Annotated in this window: 28 protein-coding genes; 22 read left to right on the top strand and 6 right to left on the bottom strand. The window is 37.5% G+C overall.

From position 1 onward, the window contains the following. Positions 1-52 precede the first annotated feature (52 nt). Together IGL37_RS06820 and IGL37_RS06815 are read left to right on the top strand one after the other, a co-directional pair. The gene (locus IGL37_RS06820) at positions 53-1,231 is read left to right on the top strand and encodes a pyridoxal phosphate-dependent aminotransferase (protein ID WP_033917929.1); all 1,179 of its coding nucleotides are present in this window, start codon (positions 53-55) and stop codon (positions 1,229-1,231) included. A gap of 110 nt (positions 1,232-1,341) precedes the next feature. Next, entirely contained in the window at positions 1,342-2,232 is an 891-nt protein-coding gene (locus IGL37_RS06815; protein WP_002357425.1) for a phosphate ABC transporter substrate-binding protein PstS family protein, read from the top strand. Positions 2,233-2,273: 41 nt separating this feature from the next. Here IGL37_RS06815 and pnpS read toward each other — a convergent pair whose 3' ends face one another. Next, positions 2,274-4,049, bottom strand: a complete 1,776-nt coding sequence (pnpS, locus tag IGL37_RS06810; protein WP_033917930.1) for a two-component system histidine kinase PnpS — start codon at positions 4,047-4,049, stop codon at positions 2,274-2,276. Next, the gene (locus tag IGL37_RS06805) at positions 4,046-4,756 is read right to left on the bottom strand and encodes a response regulator transcription factor (protein ID WP_002360193.1); all 711 of its coding nucleotides are present in this window, start codon (positions 4,754-4,756) and stop codon (positions 4,046-4,048) included. The genes pnpS and IGL37_RS06805 overlap by 4 nt, the downstream gene beginning before the upstream one ends. A 162-nt stretch (positions 4,757-4,918) precedes the next feature. Between IGL37_RS06805 and IGL37_RS06800 the strand changes: the two genes are divergently transcribed. The 3 genes from IGL37_RS06800 to ffh all read left to right on the top strand — a co-directional run bounded on the left by IGL37_RS06800 (position 4,919) and on the right by ffh (position 7,228). Further along, positions 4,919-5,383: a DUF523 domain-containing protein gene (locus IGL37_RS06800; protein WP_002357428.1), complete on the top strand. Its 465-nt coding sequence runs from the start codon at positions 4,919-4,921 to the stop codon at positions 5,381-5,383. Positions 5,384-5,466: 83 nt separating this feature from the next. Continuing rightward, positions 5,467-5,805 (top strand): putative DNA-binding protein, encoded by a 339-nt coding sequence (locus tag IGL37_RS06795; protein ID WP_002357429.1) that lies wholly within the window; start codon positions 5,467-5,469, stop codon positions 5,803-5,805. A gap of 4 nt (positions 5,806-5,809) precedes the next feature. Further along, the gene (gene ffh, locus IGL37_RS06790) at positions 5,810-7,228 is read left to right on the top strand and encodes a signal recognition particle protein (RefSeq protein WP_002360194.1); all 1,419 of its coding nucleotides are present in this window, start codon (positions 5,810-5,812) and stop codon (positions 7,226-7,228) included. A gap of 74 nt (positions 7,229-7,302) precedes the next feature. Here ffh and IGL37_RS06785 read toward each other — a convergent pair whose 3' ends face one another. Both IGL37_RS06785 and IGL37_RS06780 read right to left on the bottom strand, forming a co-directional pair. Next, positions 7,303-8,058: a MerR family transcriptional regulator gene (locus IGL37_RS06785; protein WP_002357431.1), complete on the bottom strand. Its 756-nt coding sequence runs from the start codon at positions 8,056-8,058 to the stop codon at positions 7,303-7,305. A 117-nt stretch (positions 8,059-8,175) separates the two neighbouring features. After that, the gene (locus IGL37_RS06780) at positions 8,176-8,730 is read right to left on the bottom strand and encodes an NADPH-dependent FMN reductase (RefSeq protein ID WP_002366757.1); all 555 of its coding nucleotides are present in this window, start codon (positions 8,728-8,730) and stop codon (positions 8,176-8,178) included. A 139-nt stretch (positions 8,731-8,869) separates the two neighbouring features. Between IGL37_RS06780 and IGL37_RS06775 the strand changes: the two genes are divergently transcribed. The 9 genes from IGL37_RS06775 to IGL37_RS06735 all read left to right on the top strand — a co-directional run bounded on the left by IGL37_RS06775 (position 8,870) and on the right by IGL37_RS06735 (position 16,449). Beyond that, a complete protein-coding gene (locus IGL37_RS06775) occupies positions 8,870-9,673 on the top strand; it encodes a GNAT family N-acetyltransferase (RefSeq protein ID WP_033917931.1) in 804 nt (267 codons plus the stop codon). Between the two features lie 146 nt (positions 9,674-9,819). Beyond that, positions 9,820-10,095, top strand: coding sequence for a 30S ribosomal protein S16 (rpsP, locus tag IGL37_RS06770; protein WP_002357434.1), 276 nt, complete (start codon positions 9,820-9,822; stop codon positions 10,093-10,095). A gap of 11 nt (positions 10,096-10,106) precedes the next feature. Further along, positions 10,107-10,352: a KH domain-containing protein gene (locus IGL37_RS06765; protein WP_002357435.1), complete on the top strand. Its 246-nt coding sequence runs from the start codon at positions 10,107-10,109 to the stop codon at positions 10,350-10,352. A 119-nt stretch (positions 10,353-10,471) separates the two neighbouring features. Next, the gene (locus tag IGL37_RS06760) at positions 10,472-11,038 is read left to right on the top strand and encodes a hypothetical protein (RefSeq protein WP_002357436.1); all 567 of its coding nucleotides are present in this window, start codon (positions 10,472-10,474) and stop codon (positions 11,036-11,038) included. Between the two features lie 214 nt (positions 11,039-11,252). Beyond that, a complete protein-coding gene (gene rnz, locus IGL37_RS06755) occupies positions 11,253-12,194 on the top strand; it encodes a ribonuclease Z (protein WP_002361891.1) in 942 nt (313 codons plus the stop codon). Then, the gene (locus tag IGL37_RS06750; protein WP_002357438.1) at positions 12,195-12,983 is read left to right on the top strand and encodes an SDR family NAD(P)-dependent oxidoreductase; all 789 of its coding nucleotides are present in this window, start codon (positions 12,195-12,197) and stop codon (positions 12,981-12,983) included. Between the two features lie 16 nt (positions 12,984-12,999). Beyond that, the gene (locus IGL37_RS06745; protein ID WP_002357439.1) at positions 13,000-13,467 is read left to right on the top strand and encodes a LapA family protein; all 468 of its coding nucleotides are present in this window, start codon (positions 13,000-13,002) and stop codon (positions 13,465-13,467) included. A gap of 154 nt (positions 13,468-13,621) precedes the next feature. Beyond that, a complete protein-coding gene (gene recJ / locus IGL37_RS06740; RefSeq protein ID WP_033917932.1) occupies positions 13,622-15,934 on the top strand; it encodes a single-stranded-DNA-specific exonuclease RecJ in 2,313 nt (770 codons plus the stop codon). A gap of 2 nt (positions 15,935-15,936) precedes the next feature. Then, the gene (locus tag IGL37_RS06735; protein ID WP_002357441.1) at positions 15,937-16,449 is read left to right on the top strand and encodes an adenine phosphoribosyltransferase; all 513 of its coding nucleotides are present in this window, start codon (positions 15,937-15,939) and stop codon (positions 16,447-16,449) included. Positions 16,450-16,554: 105 nt separating this feature from the next. On the opposite strand, the gene IGL37_RS06730 is transcribed toward IGL37_RS06735, so the two are convergent. Next, on the bottom strand, positions 16,555-16,752 hold the full coding sequence (locus IGL37_RS06730) for a hypothetical protein (RefSeq protein ID WP_002360203.1): 198 nt from the start codon (positions 16,750-16,752) through the stop codon (positions 16,555-16,557). 193 nt (positions 16,753-16,945) lie between these two features. Next, positions 16,946-17,599, bottom strand: a complete 654-nt coding sequence (trhA, locus tag IGL37_RS06725; RefSeq protein ID WP_002357443.1) for a PAQR family membrane homeostasis protein TrhA — start codon at positions 17,597-17,599, stop codon at positions 16,946-16,948. A gap of 131 nt (positions 17,600-17,730) precedes the next feature. Here trhA and IGL37_RS06720 point away from each other — a divergent pair, with 131 nt between their 5' ends. From IGL37_RS06720 to IGL37_RS06685, 8 genes are all read left to right on the top strand, one after another. Beyond that, positions 17,731-18,573 carry a DegV family protein gene (locus tag IGL37_RS06720; RefSeq protein WP_002357444.1) on the top strand — a complete coding sequence of 281 codons (843 nt, stop codon included), beginning with the start codon at positions 17,731-17,733 and terminating at the stop codon, positions 18,571-18,573. 103 nt (positions 18,574-18,676) lie between these two features. Beyond that, a complete protein-coding gene (locus IGL37_RS06715) occupies positions 18,677-19,576 on the top strand; it encodes an SGNH/GDSL hydrolase family protein (RefSeq protein WP_002380349.1) in 900 nt (299 codons plus the stop codon). Continuing rightward, a complete protein-coding gene (locus tag IGL37_RS06710) occupies positions 19,569-20,222 on the top strand; it encodes a YpmS family protein (protein WP_002357446.1) in 654 nt (217 codons plus the stop codon). Before IGL37_RS06715 ends, IGL37_RS06710 begins: the two co-directional genes overlap by 8 nt. 16 nt (positions 20,223-20,238) lie before the next feature. Then, positions 20,239-20,754 (top strand): peptide-methionine (S)-S-oxide reductase MsrA, encoded by a 516-nt coding sequence (gene msrA, locus IGL37_RS06705; RefSeq protein ID WP_002377304.1) that lies wholly within the window; start codon positions 20,239-20,241, stop codon positions 20,752-20,754. 5 nt (positions 20,755-20,759) lie between these two features. Beyond that, on the top strand, positions 20,760-20,978 hold the full coding sequence (locus IGL37_RS06700; protein WP_002364020.1) for a YozE family protein: 219 nt from the start codon (positions 20,760-20,762) through the stop codon (positions 20,976-20,978). Between the two features lie 87 nt (positions 20,979-21,065). Then, a complete protein-coding gene (locus IGL37_RS06695; RefSeq protein WP_050590288.1) occupies positions 21,066-22,508 on the top strand; it encodes a S41 family peptidase in 1,443 nt (480 codons plus the stop codon). An 18-nt stretch (positions 22,509-22,526) separates the two neighbouring features. Then, the gene (lepB, locus tag IGL37_RS06690) at positions 22,527-23,081 is read left to right on the top strand and encodes a signal peptidase I (RefSeq protein WP_002382369.1); all 555 of its coding nucleotides are present in this window, start codon (positions 22,527-22,529) and stop codon (positions 23,079-23,081) included. 114 nt (positions 23,082-23,195) lie between these two features. After that, on the top strand, positions 23,196-23,645 hold the full coding sequence (locus IGL37_RS06685) for a hypothetical protein (protein WP_002357452.1): 450 nt from the start codon (positions 23,196-23,198) through the stop codon (positions 23,643-23,645). Positions 23,646-23,650: the final 5 nt, after the last annotated feature.

The following is a 23,650-nucleotide window of genomic DNA, read 5'->3' as shown; positions in this document are numbered from 1 at the left end:
ATTTTACGGTCAATTTGTGCTACTATAACGTCAACTGAAGGAGTGAAGCTAAATGGATTTAACCAATCGTTTTAATCGTCAAGTAAATAAAATTGCTGTTTCTTTAATTCGTCAATTTGACGAACAAGTCTCAGGAATTGAAGGTATTTTAAAATTAACGCTAGGAGAGCCGGATTTTAACACACCTGAGCATGTCAAAAAAGCAGCCAAAGAAGCAATTGATGCGAATTTTTCTCATTATACAGGGATGTCTGGTTTATTAGATGTCCGTGAAGCAGCCGCTTATTTTATGAAAGAAAAGTACCATTTGACTTACCAGCCTGGGACAGAAATTTTAGTAACAGTTGGAGCAACAGAAGCGATTTCAGCTTCGTTATTAGCAATTTTAGAACAAGGTGACAAAGTGCTATTGCCAGCACCTATTTACCCAGGGTATGAACCAATTATTACATTGGCGGGGGCGGAACCGGTATATTTGGATACACGAGGCAACGATTTTGTCTTGACCCCTGAAATGATTGAAGCGGCAATGGCCGAGCATGGGGAACAAGTCAAAGCAATTATTTTAAATTATCCTAGCAACCCAACTGGTGTCACCTATAACCGCCAAGAGTTGCAAGCAATTGCTGATGTTCTAAAAAAATACGACATTTTTGTGGTTAGCGATGAAATTTATAGTGAGTTAACTTATGATGAGAGTCATGTTTCGATTGCTGAAATGTTACGTGACCAAACGATTTTAATTAACGGTTTGTCGAAATCACATGCCATGACAGGCTGGCGGATTGGCTTTATTTTTGCACCAGCGATTTTAACAGCGGAGATCATTAAAGTTCATCAGTATTTAGTTACTGCGGCTGCAACTGTGTCTCAAAAAGCGGCTGTTCGTGCCCTAATCGAAGGAATGCATGATGCTGAAATTATGAAAGAAGAGTATCGGAAACGGCGCGATTTTGTTTATGAACAGATGACTCAATTGGGGTTTGAAGTTGCGCGTCCAAATGGCGCCTTTTATATTTTTGCTAAGATTCCTACTGGTTATGAACAAGATTCTATGAAATTTTGTATTGATTTAGCGCAAAAAGAAGCAGTAGCGTTGATTCCAGGTATTTCTTTTGGTCCAGAAGCAGAAGGATACGTCCGAATTAGTTATGCATCCGATATGGATAAATTAACAACGGCCATGGAACGAATTGCACATTACATGGCGACACAACGCGTAACGCACTAGCCTTTATAGATTCTTTACACACCTTTACCTTTTATTTACATTTAATTGAAACAGAATTAACAGAGTCTTGGTAGACTAAACTTGTAACTAATTGAAAAGGAAGTGCAAAGATGAAAAAACGTGTAATTGCAGCAACTATGCTGAGTCTAGGGTTATTATTAACTGGGTGCGGAGCTCAAGGAGGCACAACTGAAAAATCCAGCGAAGCGGATAGTAACAAACCAGTTAAAATTGTCGCTGTTGGTTCCACCGCTTTACAACCGTTAGTAGATGCTGCGAAAGATCAATTTACACAAGAACATCCCAATTATACAGTTTCTGTCCAAGGTGGCGGCAGCGGAACAGGACTTTCGCAAGTTGCAGATGGCGCAGTGACCATTGGAAATTCCGATGTGTTTGCCGAAGAGAAAGATGGCGTGGATGCCTCTAAATTAGTTGATCATCGGGTGGCCGTGGTTGGTATGGGACCAGTGGTCAACAAAGAAGTCGGCGTGAAGAATTTAACGAAGCAACAATTGATTGATGTCTTTACTGGCAAAGTCAAAAACTGGAAAGAAGTGGGCGGCAAAGATCAAGAAATCGTCGTAATAAATCGCGCAAACGGAAGTGGCACCCGAGCAACATTTGAAAAATGGGGCTTAGATGGAGCTAAACCAGTTCAATCACAAGAACAAGATTCTTCGGGAACAGTTCGTAAAATTGTTGAACAAACACCAGGAGCAATCAGCTATTTAGCTTTTTCTTATATGGATGATTCCACCGTTGCCTTAAGCATTGATGGTGTTGAACCAAAAGAAGAACACGTGAAAGACAATTCATGGAAAATCTGGTCTTATGAACATATGTATACAAAAGGGGAGCCTAATAAAGAAGTAAAAGCCTTCTTAGACTATATGGTCACCGATGATGTTCAAAAGACAATTGTCAAAGACTTAGGTTATTTAGCCATCACAGACATGCAAGTAGAACGTGATGTAAATGGAAAAGTAACTGAAAAATAAACAAAAAAACTCAGCCAATAAACAGGATTGGCTGAGTTTTTTTAGGCTTCTTTTTTTGTTAAAGGCAAGGTGATTGTAAAAGTGGTCCCTAAGCCTAAGTGACTATCAATGGCGATTTTACCGCCTAATAATTCTGTGTAATTTTGGACAATAGCTAGACCTAGACCGGTGCCACCAGAATGACGGCTACGTGCTTTATCGACACGATAGAACCGTTCAAAGATCCGTTCTTGGTCTTTTTGACTAATGCCAATGCCAGTATCTTGAACAGATAAACGTAATTGCTGATTTTCTATAGCATAATAAATAGTAATCTGACCATTTTCTTGGGAATACTGAATGGCATTTTCAATTAGATTCTTCACGATTGGATAAAACAATTCGTATTTGGTGAAAAACTGGCTCTCTGGCAGACCATGAACGACTGTTTTCAGCTGTTTTGCTGCCAATTGTTGCTGATAAGAACCGAGAATTTCTGTAATAAATTTTTCTAAAGTAATTTCTTGTTCTGCATAAGGAATTGTCGCGCTGCCCCGAGAAAGTTCTAAAATTTCTTGAATTAATTGTTGCAGACGCTGGGCATCTTTTTGCATGATGTGCAAAAATTGATTAAGGACTTCCGGATCTTCTTTGGCACCGTCTATGAGTGTCTCGGTAAAGCCCAAAAGAGAAGTGACAGGCGTTTTTAATTCATGAGACACGTTTGATACAAAATCTTTTTGCATTTTTTCTAGTTGGCGAACGCGCGTTAAATCATAGGCAATTCCTAACACTTGATAATCATTGGCGCTTTGATCATCCAAGTAACGAAGAGAAAGATCTAATCGTAAAGGTGTTGGTCCTTGTGTCACAGTGATTTCTTGATGTAAACTGTTTTTTTCAGCGACGACTTGATGGATTAAATGAATCAAATCGGCGTCTTGAATCACTTCGAGATAATTGCTTTGCATATTTTTAGCAGAGAGTCCTAACATTTCCTGCATTTTAGGGTTCAACAGACGAAGCCGTCCTTGCGTATCAATGATAAAGACACCAATCATCAACTCATCTAAAAGTTCGTGAAATTGCTCATCCGCAGACGTATACGCTTTATACGTTTGACTTACTTGTTGACTCAGTAGGTTAATAGTTTCGTAAAGTTCATTCCATTCAGAAGATTGCTGGATAATGGATCGATTTTCATCTGGATGTTTAAGCATTCGTTTCAGAATCGGTAAGACAGTCACTAGCGGTTGATTTTTTTGCCGTAACAATAAAAAGATAAACAAGGTAATTAGTAGGAACAAGATGCCAAATGTAAAGATAATATAGCGACGAAAAGATTGAATATTTTTAGAAAATAGCGCGGTTTGTTCCGAAATCCGAATAATGCCAACGATTTCTCCTGATTTTAAAACAGGCGTGGCAACGTACAGAAGTTCTTTATTTAACGTTTTACTCTTTCGTAAAGCTGAACCATAGGTAGCTCCTGATAGAACCGCAGCGATTTCAGGTCGTTTTTTGTGCGACTCTAGCGGTTCATTTTGGCTGCTGTCAAAAAAGACGGTACCATTTTTTTGCAACAAAGTTACCCGTTCTTCTGCATCATCTAACGCATGGGTGACAAGGAGTTGTTGTTGGTTTGTCAGTTGCCCTTTTTCGAAAACGGAAGGGGGCAACTGGTCTGTTAAAAGGGTATTTTTTCTTCTTAAATAGGTTTCTTGCTGAGCAACCATTTCTTTTTGAAAGAAAAAATTGGTCGCTGCAATACTCCCGACAAATAATAAAAGCATGACTGCCGCAACTAAAAAATATTCAATCCGCAGTCTCTTTTTCATCGTTTTGGCTCCTGAAAACGGTAGCCAAAGCCACGGACAGTTACTAAGTAAACGGGCCGTTTGGGATCGGGCTCGATTTTATCACGTAAATGACTAATGTGGACATCGACGATGCGACTTTGTCCAGCGAAGTCATATTGCCAAATTCGTTCCAACAAGGTTTCCCGATTAATGACCCGATCTTTGCGTTTCATAAAGTAAACGAGTAATTCAAATTCTTTCGGTGTTAGTTCAATGGGCTGATTGCGCACAAAGACTTCATAATTTTGTTCATCCACACGAATCTCGCCAATCACAAGCGGAGCTTTAGGTGTGTCCTCTTGAAGCGGTTCGGTCGTGGTAGGTTTTAAACGACGAAAAATAGCTTTCATGCGTGCTAGGACTTCTCTGGGACTAAAAGGTTTTGTTAAATAATCATCTGCCCCAATTTCTAAGCCGATGATTTTATCTACTTGTTCATCTTTGGCAGTTAAAATCAAAATAGGCGTGTCAATTTTTTCTCGACGAAGTGCTTTGGTAATTTCTAAGCCATCCATACCAGGAAGCATTACATCTAAAATTATAAAATCATATTGATTAGACAAAGCTAATTCGAAGCCGTTTTTACCATCTTCGGAAGTAGTCACCTGATAGCCTTCTTTTTCCAAATTAAAGGTTAACAAAGTTAAAATCGATGGTTCATCATCGACGACAAGAACTTTTTTCATTTACATAACTCCTTCAAGAAATTTCTGAAAATAAGTGTATATTTCACTATTGTTAGTTTAACATATTTTTAGAGGAAGAACGTACTTTAAAGTAAGCGAGAATGCTACTTTTGAGAAAAGTCAACTCATGGTATAATAGAGAAATGAAATGAGGAGAAGCGAATGATTGGTATTAGTAGTTGCTTAGGTGGGATTTGTTGCCGTTACGATGGAAAATCTCAAGAACAAGAAGCGTTAAAACAACTTGTAACTAATGGAAAAGCAATAATGATTTGTCCCGAAGTTTTAGGAGAGTTGCCTATTCCACGTCCGCCAGCAGAAATCATTGGCGGGGATGGCTTTGATGTTTGGGCGAATACTGCTTATGTATATACGGATAACGGGGAAGATGTGACTGAGGCATTTAAAGCAGGGGCACAACGCGCGTATCAAAAATTAAAAACTCAACAAATTACAACCTTGATTTTGAAAGAAAAAAGTCCCAGCTGTGGCAGCCAGCTGATTTATGATGGACAATTTTCTGGCATTAAAAAAGCTGGAGTTGGAGTCGCAACTGCTTATTTTATTCAACAAGGAATGACCGTTTATTCTGAAGAAACATGGCAACTTGCGGACATTTCTTTTTAAAAGGTAAAAACTTAGTAAAAAAAGATTGACTATTCCCTATGAAATCGGTAACCTATAAGGGATTGAAGATGGGAGCACGGCTCATGGAAATGGAAAAAACAAACCGCATGAATGCGTTATTTGAATTTTATTCGACATTATTAACGGAAAAGCAGATGAATTATATGGAGCTTTACTATGCTGATGACTTTTCTTTAGGAGAAATTGCGGAAGAATATGAGGTTAGTCGCCAAGCGGTTTATGATAACATTAAACGAACCGAAAAAATTTTAGAAGAATACGAAAAAAAGTTACATCTTTATTCAAACTATGTTGTACGGAAAGAATATCTTGAACAACTACAGCAGTATGTTCAAGAAACTTATCCCAAAGATAGTGAAATCAAAAAATATATTGAACAAATTCAAGAAATAGAGGAATGAAACTATGGCTTTTGAGAGTTTAACAAACCGCCTACAACAGGCAATGAGTAAAATCCGTCGTAAGGGAAAAGTTTCCGAAGCCGACGTAAAAGAAATGATGCGAGAAATCCGTTTGGCTTTATTAGAAGCCGACGTTAATTTACAAGTGGTCAAAGATTTCACAAAACGCGTCAGAGAACGGGCAGTAGGAGTCGAAGTATTAGAAAGCTTATCACCAGCCCAACAAATTGTAAAAATTGTTGATGAAGAATTAACGAAAACGTTAGGTTCAGAAACGGTTGAACTGAATAAATCTCCAAAAATCCCGACAGTGATTATGATGACAGGGTTACAAGGGGCTGGTAAAACAACTTTTACTGGTAAATTAGCAAAACACTTAATGAAAACTGAAAACGCTCGTCCGCTTTTAATCGCTGGTGACGTTTATCGTCCAGCAGCGATTGATCAGTTGAAGGTTTTAGGTCAACAATTAGAAGTTCCCGTTTTTGATATGGGAACAGATGCTAATCCAGTGGAAATTGTTCGTCAAGGGTTAGCATTAGCAAAAGAAAAGAAAAATGATTATGTCTTAATTGATACGGCCGGCCGTTTACACATTGATGAAGCTTTAATGGACGAATTGAAACAAATTAAAGAGTTGGCTAATCCCAATGAAATTCTGTTAGTTGTTGATGCGATGACGGGGCAAGATGCTGTCAACGTTGCAGATAGTTTTAATGAACAGCTTGGAATTACTGGGGTTGTTATTACCAAAATGGACGGCGATACTCGTGGGGGGGCTGCGCTGTCAATTCGGGCAGTAACGGGCGCTCCGATTAAATTTGTCGGTTCTGGTGAAAAATTAACTGATTTAGAAATTTTCCATCCCGATCGTATGTCGAGTCGTATCCTAGGTATGGGGGACATGTTGACGCTAATTGAAAAAGCGCAACAAGATTACGATGAGAAAAAAGCAGAAGAACTTGCTCAAAAAATGAAAGAAAACAGTTTTGACTTTAACGATTTTATTGAGCAATTGGATCAAGTTATGGGCATGGGACCGATTGAAGACTTATTAAAAATGATCCCTGGAATGAGTAACATGCCTGGTATTGAAAATGTCAAAGTCGATCCAAAAGATGTGGCACGGAAACGGGCGATGGTTTTATCAATGACCCCTGCAGAACGTGAAAATCCTGATCTATTAAATCCTAGTCGCCGCCGCAGAATTGCAGCTGGTTCAGGAAATAGTGTGGTTGAAGTCAATCGTATGATTAAACAATTTAAAGAATCCAAAAAAATGATGCAACAAATGTCCAAAGGGGATATGAACATTCCTGGTATGGATCAAATGCTAGGTGGCGGCGTTAAAGGCAAGCTAGGTAAAATGGCCATGAATCGTATGATGAAGAAAAACAAAAAGAAGAAAAAGAAAAAAAGATAAACAGGCTTTAGTTAATTATCGTAAGAAACAGAAAGTGCGCCATCAGTCTCTTCGACTGATGGCGCACTTTCTGTTTAAGCGTAGTTTTGGATAATTGCGTTTAACGCTTCGGCAAAACCAGCGCCGTGTTGTTCATAATATGACGTAAATCGTTCATCGCCAACATACATAAGGCCTAACCCTTTGTGTGCTTCTGGCGAATAGCTTGACCAAGAGTACATTAACCAATCTTTGTGTAATTGGAAAATTTCTTGCGCAAGTTGACTAGTCAACTTGGGTGATTTTTGATACATGGCTAACTTAGAAAATAAATCTTTTTCCACGTTCTGCATTGCTTGCATGTCTTTTTCCGTCAAGTTTAAATATTTTTTGTTGGCTTGTTCAATCGTTTCGTTGCCATATTTTTCCCGAATTTCTTTACCATATTTTTCTTCGTTTTCTTGAACTTTTTGTTGTTTGAATGCTTCGAATTTTTGCTGATCTGACATGTTTATCTCTCCTTTGTAATGGTGTAAGGTTTGTTGAACAGAGGCTAAAAGACGATCAATTTCATTGCGCTTTTCCAATAGTTTTTGTTGATGCTCGTATAAAGCCTGTTCAACATTAAAGTCAGGTTGCTCCAAAATTTCTTTAATTTCATCTAGTTTCAGATCCAATTCACGGTAAAAAAGAATTTGTTGCAAACGATTCACCTCGGCTTGCCCGTAAATTCGATAACCAGAAGAATTAATTCTGGCTGGTTGAAGAAGACCAATTTCATCATAATATCGTAACGTCCGTGCACTGACGCCAGATAGTGAAGCCATTTTTTTAATTGTATATTCCATCATTCATTCCTCCTGACAAAATCTATCATAAACCTTTACGTAACGAGAGGGTCAAGTAAAAAAATAAAAAAAGTGAGACAACCTGTAAAAAGTTGCCTCACTTTTTCTCGATTGATTCAATTAGGCAGTTAAGCGATTAAAGAAATCCACGTAAGCATCTACAATTGATTGTAAGAAACCAACAGTGCCATCAATAATTTTACCATCTTCACCAATTAAGTTCGTAATACCGCCAATATAGGCTTCAGGTTGTTGTAAAGTTGGAACATTTAAGAAGACTAATGATTGTCTTAAATGATGGTTTGCACCAAATCCGCTAATTGCACCTGGTGAAACACTCACCACAAGTCCGGGTTTTTTATCCCAAACGCTTTCGCCATACGGACGTGAACCGACATCCAATGCATTTTTTAAAACAGCTGGTACTGAACGGTTATATTCTGGTGTTACAAACATCACGCCATCTACTTGTTTAACTTCTTCACGGAATGTTGTCCAAGCTTCGGTGGGGGTTCCTTCATCATCCAAATCTTGATTGTATAATTCTAAATCACCTATGTTAATGAAAACAGGTTCGAAATCAGCTGGAAATAAGTCCGCCATTGTTTTTGCTACCAATTTGTTAAATGAATCTTTTCTTAAACTCCCTATAAAAATACCAATTTTTTTTGTCATGTAAATCCCTCCATTTTTTTTACTTACTTTATGATAGTACTTTTTCAAAAAAAGCGCAAACGTTTTATCCTTGTACATTGTTGAACTTCGTAACTTCACGTATAATAGCTAGTAAAAGGATGAGTAAAGGAGCAACTGCTTGAATAAAAAAATAAATTGGCGCCGACAGTTAACACAGTTGGAGAAACAAACATTGACTGAATTAAAAAACAAGGAATTGATTAAACAAGGAACTTTTTATAAATTGGAACAAACATTTCCTGAGGAATCAGCTTATACTTATTATGGTTTATACAGGAAGGAACAAACCATACAAGCGTATATCGTAGGGTATTGTTTTGATGGGGAAACCTTGGAAGCGACGATTGTTGCGCCAAATGTAGGGCCATTTTTTGAAGAACTTGTTCAAGAACTCGAAAAGCAAGCAGCTTTGTGGGGAATGAAAGAAGTCTTTCTCGTGATGGACGACAAGCAATCTGTTGGCCTGAATTATTTTAATAGACAAGGAATTGTGCCAGCTTTTTCAGAACAGTATCTGGTTTTTCAAAGAGAAACTTACTCACAGGATTTGGCGAAGCTGACACTTCTCCGACCACAAGTGGCTGATTTGCATTCCTTGGCTAGGTTACTAGAAGGTACGCCTTTGCCGGAGGACCTTCAACGAACACTTATTTATAAAGAAAACAATCAACTTTTAGCCACGCTACGTTTGGATCATTTTGAAAACGAATGGGGGATTTATGGTTTTGTTGTGACAAAAACGCAACGAGGTCGCGGTCTTGGCCGTCAAGTGTTACAGTCTGCGCTCCGAATGATTTTAGAAAATTCAGCTTCAGCGACTATTTTTTTAGAAGTTGAAACAGAAAATCAAGCAGCGCTTCATCTCTATCAAACAGAAGGCTTTCAAGTGAGAAACCAGTACAACTATTATCAAATTTTGTAAAAATTCTTCATTATTTCGTTTGTTTTCCTGCAAATTGGCTAAAAAAATTGGAAAAAAGTAAAGGTGTCAAGAAAAAACTCTTTACAGGTTGTTGTTAATCTGTTAAACTAACTCTTGTGATTAAGTTAATGGAGGTGTATTTAATAATGGCAGTTAAAATTCGTTTAAAACGTATGGGTTCTAAAAAGAGTCCTTTTTACCGTATTGTAGTAGCTGATTCTCGTTCTCCTCGTGATGGACGTTTCATCGAAACTGTAGGTACTTACAACCCTTTGAAAGACCCAGCAGAAGTAGTTTTAAAAGAAGATTTAGTTTTAGATTGGTTATCTAAAGGTGCGCAACCTTCTGATACAGTTCGTAACATCCTTTCAAAAGAAGGCGTTATGAAAAAACATCATGAAGCTAAAAACGTTAAGAAATAAGGTGATTGAATATGGCAGATGTGAAAGAGTTAATTTTAACTATTGTCCGTCCGTTAGTCAGTCAACCTGAAGCAGTCTCATTAGAAATTGAGGAATCAACTGATTTCCTCGAGTATAATTTGACTGTGGCCAAAGAAGATATTGGACGTATCATCGGTAAACAAGGGCGTGTTGCAAAAGCAATTCGGACAATTGTTTATAGTGTACGTATCGATGGTCCGAAAAAGGTCCGTTTAAATATTCTTGATGGTAAATAAGCATTAACAAGGAGGTAGCCTAGCTATCTTCTTTTTTTTACATAACCAAAAAGTTTTCATTGCTAGAGACAGGCCTTTCTTGCTAAAATAGATGTATCCAGAATAAAGGAGCGATTTGTATGGCAAAACGAATTATCATTATGAACTTTGATATTGAAAGTAAATCGTACCAAGCATTTTCCGAAATAAAAAAGATGCAGGCAGAAAGACAGCTTAAAGGTGAGCAAATGGCGGTTGTTACGCATGTTAATGATGGCCAGCATCAATTTAAAATCAATGATTTTATCGATTTTACAGGCAACAATCATACATCAAAAGATAGCATGATTGGAATGCTAGTAGGCATATTAGGTGGTCCTCTGGGCATTCTTTTTGGCTGGTTTGCTGGAAGTATGTATGGTGCAAGCAAAGACGCCAAAGAAATTCAAGAAGCACAAACGGTTTTTGAACATGTGATTCAAAAGATTGATGAAGGACAAACGGGATTGTTATTAATTGCAGAAGAAGAAGACAACCGTCCACTCAATCAGTTGGTTATGTTTGACTTAGGTGGCGAAATCACGCGGCTTGATTTAGAGGAAGTCCAACAAGAAATTAACGATGCGAACGAAGTTGCAAATGAAGCGAAACAATCGTGGCAAGCAAAAAAAGAACAACATAAAGAAGCGACATCGAAAGAAGAATAAGGAGCAAAGACTGTTTTCTGAATAAAGGGAAACAGTCTTTTAAAATACTAAGAAATCACGGTTTTTTATGGTAGTTTGCTAATTTTTTGTTATTTTATCGTAAAATACGGTAAAATAAGAAGAAAACTTTGAGAAAATAGATAAATTATTATTTGCTAAAGGAGCAAACTTCTTCTAAAATAAAAAGGAAGTTTAAAAGAAAGTATGGTAGCAGATGGAAATACAATTTTTAGGAACTGGCGCTGGTGTACCAGCAAAACATCGCAATGTCACAGGAATTGCGTTGAAATTATTAGATGAACGAAATGCAGTTTGGCTCTTTGATTGTGGTGAAGGGACGCAATTGCAAATTTTAAAAAGTAGTATTCGCCCAAGAAAAATTGAAAAGATTTTTATTACACATTTACATGGGGATCATATTTTTGGTTTACCTGGTTTGTTAAGTAGTCGTTCTTTTCAGGGCGGGACAGAACCTTTAGAAATCTATGGACCAGTTGGGGTTGCTGACTTTGTCAAGACTTCTTTACGGGTCTCGCAATCGCGGTTGTCCTATCCACTGAAATTTATTGAATTAACGAAAGAAAATGACGTTATTTTTAAAGATAAACAATTCACTGTTCGCTGTAATATCTTGGACCATGGCATCACGAGCTTTGGCTATCGAATTGAGGAAGCAGCGCATGAAGGAGAATTACAAGTAGAGAAACTTCAAGCTTTAGGGATTCCTTCTGGACCATTGTATGGCAAACTCAAACGTGGTGAAACGATTGTTTTTGATGGACAGGAAATTAATGGACAAGCGTTTGTGGGAGAGCGTAAACCTGGGCGAATCGTGACGATTTTAGGAGACACTCGCAAAACCAAAAATAGTGTAACTTTAGCACGACGAGCGGATGTTTTAGTCCATGAAAGTACGTTTAATAAACACGAAGCAAAAATGGCAAAAGCCTACTTCCACTCAACCAGTCAACAAGCAGCTGAAGTTGCAAAAGAAGCGCAAGTAAAACAACTTATCTTAACGCATATTAGTGCCCGTTATTTAACCAAAGAGGCCTATCAGCTTCAAGAAGAAGCCCAAGAAATTTTCCCCAATACAAAAATCGTGAAAGATATGGATATCATTGAGATTCCATTTGCCAATGAAGGAGGAGCTTAGATGGATTTAACAAATAAAGTCGTTGTCGTAACTGGAGGTTCAGCTGGTTTAGGTGAACAAATTTGTTATGAAGCAGCTAAACAAGGAGCGGTCGTCGTTGTCTGCGCCCGCAGAATTAATTTGATTGGTAAAGTTCGCGAGCAGTGTGCTGTTTTAAGCGGACGAGAAGCATTTTCTTATCAATTAGATATTGCCGATCCAGAAAGTGTTGAACGTGTGGTTGAAGCTATTTCAGCAGAAGTTGGTCCTATAGATGTTTTAGTCAACAATGCTGGTTTTGGCTTGTTTGAAAATTTTGTTGAAATTGACTTGGCTGTTGCACGCCAAATGTTTGATGTCAACGTTCTAGGAATGATGACGTTTACTCAAAAAGTAGCTATTAAAATGATTGAAGCTGGGCAAGGACATATTATCAACGTTGCTTCAATGGCTGGGAAGATGGCTACAGCTAAATCAACCGTTTATTCTGCAACAAAATTTGCTGTGTTAGGTTTTTCAAATGCTTTACGTTTAGAATTGAAACCGTTGGGTGTAGCAGTAACGACTGTCAATCCAGGACCAATCCAAACAGAATTCTTTGATAAAGCGGACCCGACAGGCACATATCTAGCTGCGGTGGATAAAATTGTTTTGGACCCTACGAAATTAGCGAAAGAAGTGGTTGGGAGTATGGGGACTTCTCGACGTGAGATTAATCGTCCGTTTGTCATGGAAGCAGCTGCCCGCTTTTATACATTGTTTCCACATTTAGGAGATTTCATAGCGGGAAATATTTTAAATAAAAAATAAAGGAGTCGATCAAGTCATGAAAAATCAATGGCGTGTTATTTTGGGCCTTGTGTTGGTCTTAATTGTTGTTATTTTTGCTGTTTTAAATAATCAAGCTGTTCCAGTAAACTTTGGTTTTACTAAAATTAGTGGACCGTTAATCTTAATTATTTTAGGTTCTGCAATTATTGGCGCACTAGTTGGGTTACTAACCTCCACAACCACCATTTGGAACCAACGTAAGGAATTAAAAGCTGTACAAAAAGAGTTGGATATTTATAAAAATGATATGGATAAATTAGTCAAAGAAGAAACGGAAAAAGTTCAACGTTCTTTTGATAATCAATTGGCTGATTTGCAAGCCAAACAAGCGGCAGCACCACAAGTCGCAGAACCAGTGGTCAACGAACAAACATCAAACACAGAAGTAGATGCAACGCCTGTGTCAGGTAGTCGTATTGATCGTTATGTGAAACCTCGTGTGAATGAAGAGGAACAAAAATAAGGAAGAGACTTTATCGCTAAGTTTCTTTTAAAATAAAACTGTGATATCTGCTATTTATCTAACAGATATCACAGTTTTTTTCTCAGATTTAAAAAAATGCTTTCTTTAGTTTTTGGAAAAATTTTGCTATAATTACTTGGTTAGGAGTGACGTCGTGAAAAAATCAAACTATCAATGGCAGTTACAGACAAAGACAGAATTACCTGTAGAATTTATAGAACAATTAAAAAAAGAAGAAATTAATCCATTAATTGGCCAACTTTTATGGCACCGCAATATCCGGACAGAAGAAGCATTACGTAAGTTTCTACATCCGGCTATCGAAGATATTTATGATCCGTTCTTAATGCATGATATGGAGAAAGCGGTAGCCCGCATCCAGCAAGCCGTCGAAGCGGGTGAACAAATCCTTGTCTATGGGGATTATGATGCAGATGGCATCACTAGTACCACGGTTATGAAAGAAGCAATCGAATTAGTCGGTGGCATGGTTCAGTACTTTCTACCGAATCGTTTTCTTCATGGCTATGGGCCTAATAAAGACGTATTTGCTGAACAAATTGAACAAGGAGTCCAATTAATTGTAACCGTTGATAATGGTGTAGCCGGCCATGAAGCAATTAGCTACGCTATGGCTCAAGGGGTAGATGTAATCGTTACTGACCATCATGAATTGCCTGAACAATTACCAGAAGCCTATGCGATTGTCCACCCTAGACATCCACAAGGAGCCTATCCTTTTGGAGATTTAGCTGGTGTTGGCGTGGCTTTCAAAGTCGCTACTGCGTTACTTGGTGAATTGCCAATTGAGTTATTAGATTTGGTAGCAATTGGGACGATTGCTGACTTGGTTTCATTAACCGATGAAAATAGAACGTTTGTCAAAATGGGCCTTCAAATGATTCAAACTGGTGATCGAATTGGTTTAGACGTTTTACTACAAGAAGCGGGTGTGAAAAAGGAAGCTGTTTCAGAAGAATCAATTGGCTTTACCATTGGACCTCGTTTAAACGCATTAGGTCGATTAGGGGAAGCCGCACCAGGTGTTGAATTGATGACTACATTTGATGAAGAACAAGCGCTGGAAATCGCTAAATATATCGATCAACAAAACAATGAACGAAAAGACATTGTAACGACGATTGCCAAAGAAGCCCTGGATTTAATCGACCCGAATGCGCCGGTCCATATTTTAGCGAAACAAGGCTGGCATGAAGGCGTCTTAGGGATTGTCGCGGGCCGCATTATGCAAGAAACGGGGAAACCAACCATTATTTTAGCAATAGATGAATCTGGTACGACCGCTAAAGGCTCTGGACGTAGCATTAGCGCATTGAATCTCTATGAGGCGTTGAACGAAGTGCGTGAGCAATTCACTCATTTTGGTGGGCATCATATGGCAGCGGGAATGACTTTACCTGTTGAAAATATTCCTTTTGTTCAAGAACATTTGGCACACTTTATTGAAAAAAATCAAATTGATATGGCTAATGGACAAGAGTTGCTCATTAGTGAGAGCTTAGCGGTTTCGCAGGCAACGACTACTTTTATTGATCAATTGCGTATTTTGGCGCCTTTTGGGACTGATAATACTGTTCCAACTTTTGTATTTAAGGAAATCACGCCTACGCAAATTCGTCAAATTGGTGCAGATAATGCACATCTGAAATTTCAAATGAATCAAGAAGGGGCACAATTGGATGCAATTGCTTTTCAAATGGGGCCTCAAGCGGATGAACTAGCACAAGGAACCGCCGATGTGGCAGGCCAACTTTCCATCAATGAATGGAATGGTCGTAAGAAACCACAATTAATGGTGACTGATTTTGCTGTATCGGGAAGACAATTATTTGATTTTCGTGGCAAAAATAATCAAACGAAACCAATTCCTTCAGAAGCAACAGCTTATCTTTTGTTTGATGAAAAAAATCAAAAATTCATTTCAGATCCAACCGCTAATATTATTGTTTGGTCAAACCAAGAAGAATTGGTGGAAGCTGTTTCTCAAAATCAAATCGAACAACTGGTTTTTGTCGACTGTCCTGTGGAAGCAATCACGGTTAAAGAAATTGTTGAAGCGACTGAGATACAACGTATATACATGATGTTTATTTCACCAGAAGAAGCTTATTTAAACGGTATGGCTTCACGTGAACAATTTGCAACATTGTATAAATTTATTTTGCAGCAAAAAGAAGTAAATCTACGTTCCCAGCTATCGAAGGTGGCAAATTACTTAAATATCCAAGAAAAATTATTAATTTTCATGATACAGGTGTTTTTTGACTTAGGATTTGTTACAATAGAAAGCGGTGTTTTAAACAGTATTGAGAAACCCGACAATCGACCATTGACTGAAAGTCAAGTGTACCAACAACGATTGAAAAAAATAAAAACAGAAGAATTTCTACTTTACAGTGATTGTCAAACAATACAACAATGGCTGTGGAATGAGGAGGACAAATAAAAATGGATTTAAGAGATTACATTGCAAGCATTCCAGATTATCCTGAGAAAGGGATCGTGTTCCGTGACATTTCTCCATTAATGGCTAATGGGGATGCCTACCGTGAAGCAACGAAACAAATCGTGGATTACGCGAAAGAAAAAAGAATTGATATGGTTGTAGGACCGGAAGCTCGTGGCTTTATTGTCGGCTGTCCAGTGGCTTATGAACTAGGGGTTGGCTTTGCTCCGGTTCGTAAAAAAGGAAAACTTCCTCGTGAAACCATCGAAGTGACTTATGACTTAGAATATGGTTCAGATACATTAACGTTGCACAAAGATGCCATCACACCAGGTCAACGTGTGTTGATTTGTGATGACTTGTTAGCAACTGGTGGTACAATTAAAGCAACCATCGAATTAGTCGAACAATTAGGTGGTATTGTGGTTGGTTGTGCGTTCCTAATTGAATTAATGGATTTACATGGCCGCGATAAAATTGATGGCTACGATATTGTTACCTTAATGGAATACTAATCTAATTTAATTAGAAAGAGCGAAGGATTTAATCCTTCGCTCTTTCTTTGACATATTTATAAAAACGGAGCATAGCTTGGGGGGGACACACCGTTTTATTATTTATTAAGGGAACTTACGATAAACGTATCTTGCTTGCTGTTGTTTACGTGTACGTGTATAACGCTTCTCATCCCATGACATAAACCAAAGAATAAATAACGGCGTCACGATCATAAAAGCAAGACGTAATCCTAATGTTCCCAAAAAAATACCTATAACCAATACAAAAAATAAAAATCCAACACGACGAATTGCTTCCATGTGTATCACCTCTTCATTTGATTCGAACGAGTGTTCGTATTGTTATTATACGAATGTATGTTCGTTTTGTAAAGTCTTTTCTACTAATTTATGTTAAAATAATTCGAAAAGAAGAATAATCCTTTATAATAAAGAGATTTAGGGCAATAAAAGAACACGATGCTTTGAGCATCGTGTTCTTATTGTGCTGTGATTACGTATAAAAGAGAACAGAAAAATACATGAGGATCGCTGCAAGCATGACGAACAAGTGCCAAACCACATGCATAAACCGCACATTTTTCAATGAATAGAAGGCTGCACCTAATGTGTAAGACACACCCCCTGCGACCAATAACGCTGTTCCTGTAAACCCAAGAGATTCATATAACGGACGAGCAGCGATGATACAGAGCCAACCTAAAACAATATAAATAATCGTTGAAATGTTTTTCACTGTTTCTTGTTTATGCAACGTGAGGGATTTATAGACAATACCGACGATGGCGATTAACCAGACTAAACTAAATAAGGTCCAACCTAACCAACCGCCAATACTAATTAAGCAAAACGGCGTATAGCTGCCAGCAATCAATAAGAAAATAGAACTATGATCGAAGACCTGAAAGACCTTTTTGGCTCTTGTAAAAATTAAACTATGAAATAACGTTGAAGATAAAAAAAGTAGAATCAACATGGAGCCATAAATAGCATAAGATACCACGTGAATCGGTGAGCCTAAACGAGCTCCTTTAACAAGTAAAATGACTAAGCCAGCAATACTTAAACCTGCGCCTATGCCATGTGTAACTGCATTCAAGACTTCGTTCACGATTAGGTATTTTTTTGAGAAATGCGTTTTTTCCAATAAATTCACTTCCTTTATTTTAATTTGATGAAAAATTCGGCAGTGTCTGTTATACTATAACTAGATAATTAACCGTTTAATGGTATTCTACCATGAAAACAGGTTCCTTTTAAAGAAAGAGTGATAAATTTATGACAAACGTTAAAATCGTAACGGATTCTTCATGTACGATGGAAAAAAGTCTTAGAGATGAATTAAATATCCATATGATGCCTTTATCAATTATGGTTGATGGCGTTGTTTATCCAGATGATGATCATTTGCCAGGCGAAAAATTTATGGACATGATGGCTAATGCGAAGGCCTTACCCAAAACGAGTCAACCACCAATTGGTGAATTTGTAGAATTATATGATCGCTTAGGTGAAGATGGCAGTGAAGTAATTTCGATTCACATGACAAAAGGCTTAAGTGGAACGGTTGAAGCGGCCCGTCAAGCTAGCAACTTATCATCAAGTAAAGTAACGGTGATTGATAGCGATTTTACAGACCAAGGTTTGTCTTTCCAAGTCATTCAAGCAGCAAAATTGGCACAAGCGGGAGCGGGTGTTCCAGAAATTTTAGCTGAAATTGAACGCGTCAAACAAAATACTAAATTATACATTGGCATTTCAACATTAGATAATTTGGTTAAAGGTGGACGAATCAGCCGTACAACAGGATTATTATCAAACATTTTTAATATGAAAGTTGTCATGGACTTTGAAAATACGGAATTGATTCCTGTAGCGAAAGGCCGCGGCGTTAAAACGTTTAATAAATGGTTTGACGAATTGAAATCAGAATTAAGTAAGATTCCAAATGTTCGACAAATTGGCATTTCTCATGCGGATGGGCTAGAACTAGCAAATGGATTCAAAGAAGGATTACAAGCAATCTTTAAAGACATGGATATTCCCGTATTACATACGAATCCAGTCATTGCAACCCATACAGGAAAAAATGCCTTTGCTATTATGTACTATACAGACTAAGAAATAACGAGGTTGGGTCTCACTCTTAAATGAGTAGACGCAACCTCTTTCTAACAAGAAAAGGAAAATTTCTTGTTAGTTTATTTAAAAGGAAGTGACGAAGATGAAAAAACAAACACAGCATATTTTGCTGACCGTCTTAACACCTATCCTCATTGCGCTAGGTGTTTTTACATTGTTAAGTGTGGCCATCCCCAAAGCAAAGCCACTATTAAAGCAAGAGAAAGTGGCCACAACTGCTCAAAAAAATCAAAAAGAAGTCATTCATTATACAGCAATCGGTGATTCTTTAACTGAAGGAATTGGCGATTTGACGAATAGTGGAGGTTTTGTTCCCATTGTGGCAGATGATTTAAAAGAACACTACAACTTGAACGGTGTTCAAACAGACAATTTTGGGAAAAATGGGGATCGTAGTGACCAAATTTTAAAACGAATCAAAGAAAAACCTGAAATTCAAAAGGGCCTTGCCTCTGCGGACGTGATTACGCTAACGGTTGGTGGAAATGACTTAATGAAAGTAATTAGTAGTAATATTTTCGACTTGAAAGTCAGCTCGTTCAATCGTCCACAAAAAGCCTATCAACGCCGAGTAAGACGATTACTTGAAGAAATCCGAGAATACAACGAGAAAGCCCCTATTTATGTCTTAGGAATTTACAATCCCTTCTACTTAAACTTTTCCGAAATTACAGAAATGCAAGAAATCGTTGATAACTGGAATCAAGCAACCGAAGAAATGGTTCAAGAGCAAAAACGAGCCTATTTCATTCCTATCAATGATTTACTCTATAAAGGTCGTGGCGATGAAGTTGGCGTAACTGGTGGCGACTCAGAAACTACAGGAAGTAGTGCTAGCAAAGAGGATTTAAACAATTTGTTATATGAAGAAGATCGCTTCCATCCGAATAATCTTGGCTACCAAATTATGGCCGGAGCTGTCCGGAATGAAATGGTCAAGACAGAGAAAGAATGGATAACCAAATCAGAAGGTAGTGAATAAAATGAATGAAGAAAAGCCAAAAACAAGTAAATCAATTAAAAAGACACAACCAACCAATCTTAAACGAAATCCCTGGAAAATCGCTTTTCTTGTTCTAGTGGGTTTAGTCATTGGTAGTGTAGCTTTCGTGACATTTCGAGCAACACAAGTTCGCGAACCAGATTTAAAGAAAATACCAGCAATTGTTGAAAAAGAAGGCGAGCCAGTGGTCACCATTCAGTCAAAAAAACAACAAGTGAACAAACTGATTGACTTTTATTTAGCCGACTTTCAAAAAGGTTCGGAGATCAAATATAAATTTTATTTAGAAAATGATGCTTTATTAAATGGAACATTTCAGGTGTTAGGGCATGACATTCCTTTTTACTTATATTTTGATCCTTACGTGATGGCGAATGGTAATGTACAATTAAAAGCAAAAAGTTTATCTATAGGAACGTTAGGCTTGCCAATTAAAGAAGTATTGAAATTTGCTAAACGTTCTTACAAACTACCTAAATGGGTTGAAATCAATCCAGATGATCAAACTGTTTTATTACGTTTAGATCAGTTTAGAATGCAAAATGGTCTATTTGTTCGAGCAGAAAAGATTAATTTAGTTGACGATGACATTCGAATGAATATATACTTGCCAAAAGAGAAATAAAAAAGGAGTGTTAGAGATGGAAGAAAAAGCAATTTTTGCAGGCGGCTGTTTCTGGTGTATGGTGCAGCCTTTTGATACACAACCAGGGATTATCTCAGTTGTTTCGGGTTATACAGGTGGGCACGTGCCTAATCCAACATATGAACAGGTTCTAACACACACAACAGGCCATACGGAAGCAGTAGAAATCACTTTTGATCCAGCGATTATTTCTTACGAACAATTAGTGGAGATTTATTGGCAACAAACAGATCCTACTGATGCTTTCGGTCAGTTTCAAGACCGCGGCGATAATTATCGGCCAGTTATTTTTTATCGTTCCCAAGAACAAAAAGAAATTGCTGAGAAAAGTAAAGAACGTCTAGCTAATAGTGGTCGTTTTACAGAACCAATTGTTACCACCATCGAACCAGCAGCACCATTTTATCCTGCTGAAGAATACCATCAAGACTTTTATAAAAAAGACGCTTTGCGTTATGGATTGTCCCATCAACGTAGAAGTGAATTTATCGAAGAAAAATGGAGTGATTAATTTACATGAGACGAAGCTTTTACCATTACTTAATGACATTAAAAGGTCCGGCTAAAGATTCTGAAACTGATTTTGCCAATGAAGCGGCCAAAGATATTCAGTTTCCAAAACAAACCGAGGATTATCATGAACTTTCTTCTTATTTAGAAATGAATGCTGACTATTTAAGCAACATGGACATCTTTGATGAGTTATGGGAAAAGTACCTTGAAAACAATAAATAAATCCAGAGGAAAAGCAAACAAAGCTTTTCCTCTTTTTTCATTCATGTTATAGTAAACAAAAGTAGTGACGAATTTGTTAGAAATGAGATGAAATCTATGAAGAACAAACGAACTGTTCCTTTTTATCAATATATTATTTCGCTCCTCTGTGTCGCATTTTTAGCTGGAGGAAGTAGTTATATTTATTTTGATCATCGTGTTAAAAAGATGAGTCAAGAAGGGGCAATTACCAATGCTGATTTAAGCAAAGTGCAGGATTTATATAATGAAATTAGTACCAATTATGTAGGTGAAGTAGATAAAAATGAATTAGTTGAAGGCGCCTTAAAAGGCATGTCTGAAGCTATTGGAGACCCATACTCAACTTATCTAAATGAATCTGCTGCCAATGATTTAAACGAAAGCTTATCTGGCGATTTTGAAGGAATTGGTGCCACTATGACAATGAAAGATGGCGAACCAGTTGTAGCAGAGGCCCCTGTAGCAGATTCCCCAGCTGAAAAAGCGGGAATCAAAGAAGGCGATATTATTGAAAAAGTTGATGGTACAGCTACAAAAGGGATGAAACTAGCAGAAGTCGTCTCAAAAGTCCGAGGTAAAAAAGGAACTTCCGTTGAATTGACTATCCAAAGAGAGGGAGAAACTAAAAATATCTCAATCAAACGTGGGAAAATTCCCGTTAAAACAGTGACTGGTGAGTTAGACAAAAAAGATGCACAAATTGGCTCGATTAAAATTACGTCCTTTGGTAAAAAAACATATCAAGAATTGAAAGAAACAATCACGAATTTACGAGACAAAGGAGCTAAATCCTTTGTAATTGATGTACGCCAAAATCCTGGTGGACTGCTAGATCAAGCAGAGCGAATGGCCAGTATGTTTTTAAAAAATGGCGAAACAATTGTTCAATTTGAAGACAAAAAAGGACGTACGATGAAAGAAGTTGCTTCCAAAGAATTAGACGGCGGCTTTAAAGTAAAAGAACCTGTTGCAGTTATCATTGATGGCAATAGTGCCAGTGCATCCGAAATTTTTGCTGCAGCACTGCATGAATCTGCGAATGTCCCATTAATTGGAACGAAAACATTTGGCAAAGGAACGGTCCAAACGGTGAAGGATTTAAATGACCAAACCGAAATAAAATTGACTGTTTTAAAATGGTTAACACCAAAAGGCGAATGGATCAACGAAAAAGGAATTGAACCAACCATCAAAGCTGATTACCCCGAGTATGCCTATTTAAAATTGATTCCTCGCGATAAAACGCTAAAAGAAGGAGATCAATCTGAAGATATTCAGAACTTAAATGCTATTTTAGCTGTATTAGCGTATCCTGTTGATGAAAACAATGCAAACTACACCGCAGAAACAAAAGCAGCGGTTAGCGATCTTCAACAGAAAAATGGCTTGCCTGTAACTGGAGAAATCGACAATGAAACAGCCACAAAAATTGAAGCCACTTTAGGTAAATTAATTCTTGAAAATGACGCTGCCTACGATACAGCAGTCAAAGAAATTCAAAAAAACTAGAAAAAAGGTGGCACGAAGTTGAAGAAGAAACGTGATTATGTTGGGTATTTAATGTACTTTCTGAAAATTTTAGTACCAGCAATCGTAGCCGTTTTTATTTTAAGAGGATTTTTCCTGATTCCTGTTCGGGTGGATGGCCATTCCATGCAAAAAACCTTGAATCAAGGAGATATGATTGTGATGGAAAAATTCTCCGCCATTAAACGGTTTGATGTGGTGGTCTTTAAAACAGACACAGGATCGATTCTGATTAAACGTGTGATTGGTTTACCAGGAGAAGCTGTGCGTTACGAAAACGATCAATTATATGTCAATAATCAGCCAATCGCTGAACCCTATTTAACTAAAAACAGAAAAAAAGATCATGAAACGATGCCTTACACTACGAATTTTGATTCAAAAGAATTGTTAATGCAAGAAAAATTACCTAAAGATAGCTATTTTGTACTTGGTGATAATCGCCGTATGTCCAAAGACAGCCGTTCTTTTGGTGCAATACATGCAGATCAAATCTTAGGGAAAGCACAATTTGTTTATTACCCACTCACTCATATGAAGATCATTCCTAAATAAGTAAGACCACTAGTTCGTTTATTTAAATAACGACTAGTGGTCTTTTCTAATCTGAAAAATTGTTCTCTTAGCTGAAAAATGTTAAGGTTAAAGTAATGATAGATGTAGGAGGTCATGCAAATGATTAGAAAAACAATTTTAGCAAGTTCTATCTTAGGCGTTGGGTTGCTAATTGGTGCATGTGGGAATCAAACCCAAACTCAAATGAATTCAACTAATACCAGTGAATCATCACAGCCTAAAGTAACCGAATCAAGTCGCAAGTCATCTGAAAGTGCGTCTAATAACGAAGGTGTATCAAGCGATTCTAGTAAATCCACAAGTTCCACTACAGAATCAGAAATCTTAAAAGGTCTGGCGGAAGAAAAAACGCTAAAAGAAAAAATCCCGTCCTTAAATCAAACAACGATTAAGAAAGTCACTGATAATGAGTATAAACGCATTCTTGTGATGGAAGAAAAGGCTACAGGAACGACCTATAAAAGTATTTTGATAAAAAAACAAAATCGCTTAAAAATTGTCAACGAAACAACCGATGAATTGTTATACAATGGAACCCTATAAGAATG

Origin of the sequence: Enterococcus sp. AZ119, from assembly GCF_050546175.1 — a bacterium.
In the GTDB taxonomy this organism is placed as follows: domain Bacteria; phylum Bacillota; class Bacilli; order Lactobacillales; family Enterococcaceae; genus Enterococcus; species Enterococcus faecalis.
Note: the sequence above shows the minus strand (reverse complement) of the source record. Positions and strands in the feature narration are given on the sequence as shown.

Bases quoted from the DNA above. Each gene is read 5' to 3' on its own strand.
- pnpS (WP_033917930.1), bottom strand. From the start codon at position 4,049: ATGAAAAAGAGACTGCGGATTGAATATTTTTTAGTTGCGGCAGTCATG.
- IGL37_RS06795 (WP_002357429.1), top strand. From the start codon at position 5,467: ATGGAAATGGAAAAAACAAACCGCATGAATGCGTTATTTGAATTTTAT.
- IGL37_RS06720 (WP_002357444.1), top strand. From the start codon at position 17,731: ATGACAAACGTTAAAATCGTAACGGATTCTTCATGTACGATGGAAAAA.
- IGL37_RS06715 (WP_002380349.1), top strand. From the start codon at position 18,677: ATGAAAAAACAAACACAGCATATTTTGCTGACCGTCTTAACACCTATC.
- IGL37_RS06745 (WP_002357439.1), top strand. From the start codon at position 13,000: ATGAAAAATCAATGGCGTGTTATTTTGGGCCTTGTGTTGGTCTTAATT.
- IGL37_RS06750 (WP_002357438.1), top strand. From the start codon at position 12,195: ATGGATTTAACAAATAAAGTCGTTGTCGTAACTGGAGGTTCAGCTGGT.
- IGL37_RS06800 (WP_002357428.1), top strand. From the start codon at position 4,919: ATGATTGGTATTAGTAGTTGCTTAGGTGGGATTTGTTGCCGTTACGAT.
- IGL37_RS06735 (WP_002357441.1), top strand. From the start codon at position 15,937: ATGGATTTAAGAGATTACATTGCAAGCATTCCAGATTATCCTGAGAAA.
- IGL37_RS06700 (WP_002364020.1), top strand. From the start codon at position 20,760: ATGAGACGAAGCTTTTACCATTACTTAATGACATTAAAAGGTCCGGCT.
- IGL37_RS06695 (WP_050590288.1), top strand. From the start codon at position 21,066: ATGAAATCTATGAAGAACAAACGAACTGTTCCTTTTTATCAATATATT.
- IGL37_RS06780 (WP_002366757.1), bottom strand. From the start codon at position 8,730: ATGACAAAAAAAATTGGTATTTTTATAGGGAGTTTAAGAAAAGATTCA.
- msrA (WP_002377304.1), top strand. From the start codon at position 20,239: ATGGAAGAAAAAGCAATTTTTGCAGGCGGCTGTTTCTGGTGTATGGTG.
- IGL37_RS06815 (WP_002357425.1), top strand. From the start codon at position 1,342: ATGAAAAAACGTGTAATTGCAGCAACTATGCTGAGTCTAGGGTTATTA.
- IGL37_RS06805 (WP_002360193.1), bottom strand. From the start codon at position 4,756: ATGAAAAAAGTTCTTGTCGTCGATGATGAACCATCGATTTTAACTTTG.
- rpsP (WP_002357434.1), top strand. From the start codon at position 9,820: ATGGCAGTTAAAATTCGTTTAAAACGTATGGGTTCTAAAAAGAGTCCT.
- IGL37_RS06760 (WP_002357436.1), top strand. From the start codon at position 10,472: ATGGCAAAACGAATTATCATTATGAACTTTGATATTGAAAGTAAATCG.
- IGL37_RS06765 (WP_002357435.1), top strand. From the start codon at position 10,107: ATGGCAGATGTGAAAGAGTTAATTTTAACTATTGTCCGTCCGTTAGTC.
- IGL37_RS06730 (WP_002360203.1), bottom strand. From the start codon at position 16,752: ATGGAAGCAATTCGTCGTGTTGGATTTTTATTTTTTGTATTGGTTATA.
- IGL37_RS06785 (WP_002357431.1), bottom strand. From the start codon at position 8,058: ATGATGGAATATACAATTAAAAAAATGGCTTCACTATCTGGCGTCAGT.
- IGL37_RS06820 (WP_033917929.1), top strand. From the start codon at position 53: ATGGATTTAACCAATCGTTTTAATCGTCAAGTAAATAAAATTGCTGTT.
- IGL37_RS06685 (WP_002357452.1), top strand. From the start codon at position 23,196: ATGCAAATGATTAGAAAAACAATTTTAGCAAGTTCTATCTTAGGCGTT.
- rnz (WP_002361891.1), top strand. From the start codon at position 11,253: ATGGAAATACAATTTTTAGGAACTGGCGCTGGTGTACCAGCAAAACAT.
- ffh (WP_002360194.1), top strand. From the start codon at position 5,810: ATGGCTTTTGAGAGTTTAACAAACCGCCTACAACAGGCAATGAGTAAA.